Annotated in this window: 3 protein-coding genes and 1 pseudogene; 1 reads left to right on the forward strand and 3 read right to left on the reverse strand. The window is 53.9% G+C overall.

Annotated elements, in window-relative coordinates; translation table 11 throughout:
- The first annotated feature begins 267 nt into the window (after positions 1–267).
- A complete protein-coding gene (locus ACRYA2_RS26520) occupies positions 268–567 on the forward strand; it encodes a HalOD1 output domain-containing protein (RefSeq protein WP_433634804.1) in 300 nt (99 codons plus the stop codon).
- 101 nt (positions 568–668) lie between these two features.
- Here ACRYA2_RS26520 and ACRYA2_RS26525 read toward each other — a convergent pair whose 3' ends face one another.
- From ACRYA2_RS26525 to ACRYA2_RS26535, 3 genes and pseudogenes are all read right to left on the reverse strand, one after another.
- A complete protein-coding gene (locus ACRYA2_RS26525) occupies positions 669–974 on the reverse strand; it encodes a DUF7344 domain-containing protein (protein ID WP_433634806.1) in 306 nt (101 codons plus the stop codon).
- Between the two features lie 320 nt (positions 975–1,294).
- Positions 1,295–1,813, reverse strand: coding sequence for an Lrp/AsnC family transcriptional regulator (locus ACRYA2_RS26530; protein WP_433634808.1), 519 nt, complete (start codon positions 1,811–1,813; stop codon positions 1,295–1,297).
- A 137-nt stretch (positions 1,814–1,950) separates the two neighbouring features.
- Positions 1,951–2,073: pseudogene (locus tag ACRYA2_RS26535) on the reverse strand (PadR family transcriptional regulator); the annotation flags it as partial.

Genomic DNA, 2,073 nt, shown 5'->3' on the forward strand with positions numbered 1-2,073 from the left:
TGTTCCCGCTCTCGCCTCCAAATGTAACCAACAAGCGATTGTTCGAGCTATTCGTCGCCCCATACAGCTGAGGTGTTATTTCGTGACCACCTCAATAACTGTCGTATATCGCTTATTAGGCGGTCTCGGTACTGTATAGCTATGTATACGATACCTACGCGACAGAGCTTTTAAACCGACCGCGGTCGTTGTGCGACCAACGACACGCAAAATCATGTCTGTCCATCCTGGTCTCTCAGACTGATGTTGCGTAGATGAGAGTAAATTATGACCGACAACGAGCAATCACAGCGACGGCCAGCGAACTCACGACGCTTCGACGGCAGCGCAGACGACTCCCTGAAGACACGAATTATCTCGCATGTCGCCGCGCAGAAAAACGTCGATTCCACGTCACTTGAGCCGCTCTATGAGGCGATCGACCCAGATGCACTCGAAGATCTGTTTGCGCCTCACTTTGATGGAACATCCCGGACAACCGGACGAGTGGTGTTCGCGTACAGTGGGTACCGAGTAACAGTAACAAGTGACGGTGACATCCAAACTACACCGCTCGAAAACCTCTAAATCACGGGACCAACGAAATCCTACGGTATCCTGCGTCACCCCCGTGTGCGAACCGTTACTAGCGACAGCAGTCAAAGAGGTTAGGAAAGGGACACAATTCGTTACGGCCAGTCGTCTGGTAGCTCGTCTGCGTGGTTATCCATCGCTTTCAGGAGGTGGGCAATCTCGTCGAAATTGGGTCCTCGGCGAACCGTCTCGGTGTTCGGGTTCCACTCGAGATAGCCCTTATCGGCGAGTTTCGGTAAATGGACGTGATGTAACTGTGTATCCCACTCTTCGCATTTGTCATCGTCCCTCTCGTCTGGAACGAGTGACTCCTTTGTGAACTCATCTTTGCCGCGTGAATTCTGATCGGCCACTGCCAGCAGGATCTGGCGGCGAGATGACGACCTCAGCGTATCGAACATGGCGTTGAGCGACGCCGTAGTGGTGGATTTGGACATGGCCCTGTGACTGGCGTACGTTTGGTCAGTGAGTGAAGTGCTGGGACGGTCTCGGCATGAGTAGGACCGAGGGAGTCCCAACGAGACCCATTGACTGCGGTGCTCGGTCTCACTCCCTCACATGGCACTAATTCTGACGCGACCATAACTCTGTTGTGAACTTCTACATATGCATTGGACTTCCCGCAGTACTTGAGGGAAAAACTGCGGTTTCTGGACCTATCGATGTGGGATATCTCGATTTATCTCCGATATACTGTGGAAAGTCGCACTCCTATACGGAATTAGTCAGGTGGCTGGTCGCTGGGTTCGTTTTCGTCATGCGCGCTCGCCCCGTCGGTTCCTTGCAGGAAGAAATGATTGAATGGTTGGACGTGGCGCCGCCGCATCATCTCTGAACTTTCGATTGCCACACCAAGGTCGTGGATGGCATCGGTGATACGAGTGATATCACTTGTACTCGTCCCAACGACGTCGACGTGGACGTTGCGGCGGCCGGTCAGCATTTCCCGCACGTCGATGACGCCCTGGATGCCCCGAATATCCTTCGAGAGATCGGGGAGTTCGACAGGGGGTGCACTGATGACGAATGTGACTTGTAACGGAAGATTCGCGGCTTCGTAGTCGATCTCTGGATGATAGCCTTTGATGATGCCGTCTGCCTCGAGGCGGTCGATACGGTTGTGGACAGTACTCGCTGAGACACCGGCTGTATCAGCAATCTCCTGTGTGGTCGTCTCACGGGCATCCCGCTGGAGCAAATAGAGGATGCTCCGGTCGATATCGTCTAAGTCACGTCCCATATGCAGCCTATGACACGGAAGTTAGTAACGTATTTGCTCACGTCTGTCCTTCTGTAGGACAAGCGGTGGGACGGTGGCGGGAAATACTGTACCAGAAAGGCGACGTAGCCGGATCGTCTGGCTGTCGGGGCGTCCTGGTCAAGATACTGCTGCTCCCAGTCGTTGCGTGCAGTGATCTCTCGCTGGCCACGTTGGGTCAGCGTGTAAAAGTTCGTCCGGTTATCTATCTCACCCTTCTCGACAAGGCCTTTGTCGACGAG

It is taken from the genome of Halomicrococcus pelagicus (genome assembly GCF_050954125.1).

Excerpts from the sequence above, each read along its gene's own strand:
- ACRYA2_RS26530 (WP_433634808.1), bottom strand. The coding sequence starts at position 1,813 with ATGGGACGTGACTTAGACGATATCGACCGGAGCATCCTCTATTTGCTC.
- ACRYA2_RS26525 (WP_433634806.1), bottom strand. The coding sequence starts at position 974 with ATGTTCGATACGCTGAGGTCGTCATCTCGCCGCCAGATCCTGCTGGCA.
- ACRYA2_RS26520 (WP_433634804.1), top strand. The coding sequence starts at position 268 with ATGACCGACAACGAGCAATCACAGCGACGGCCAGCGAACTCACGACGC.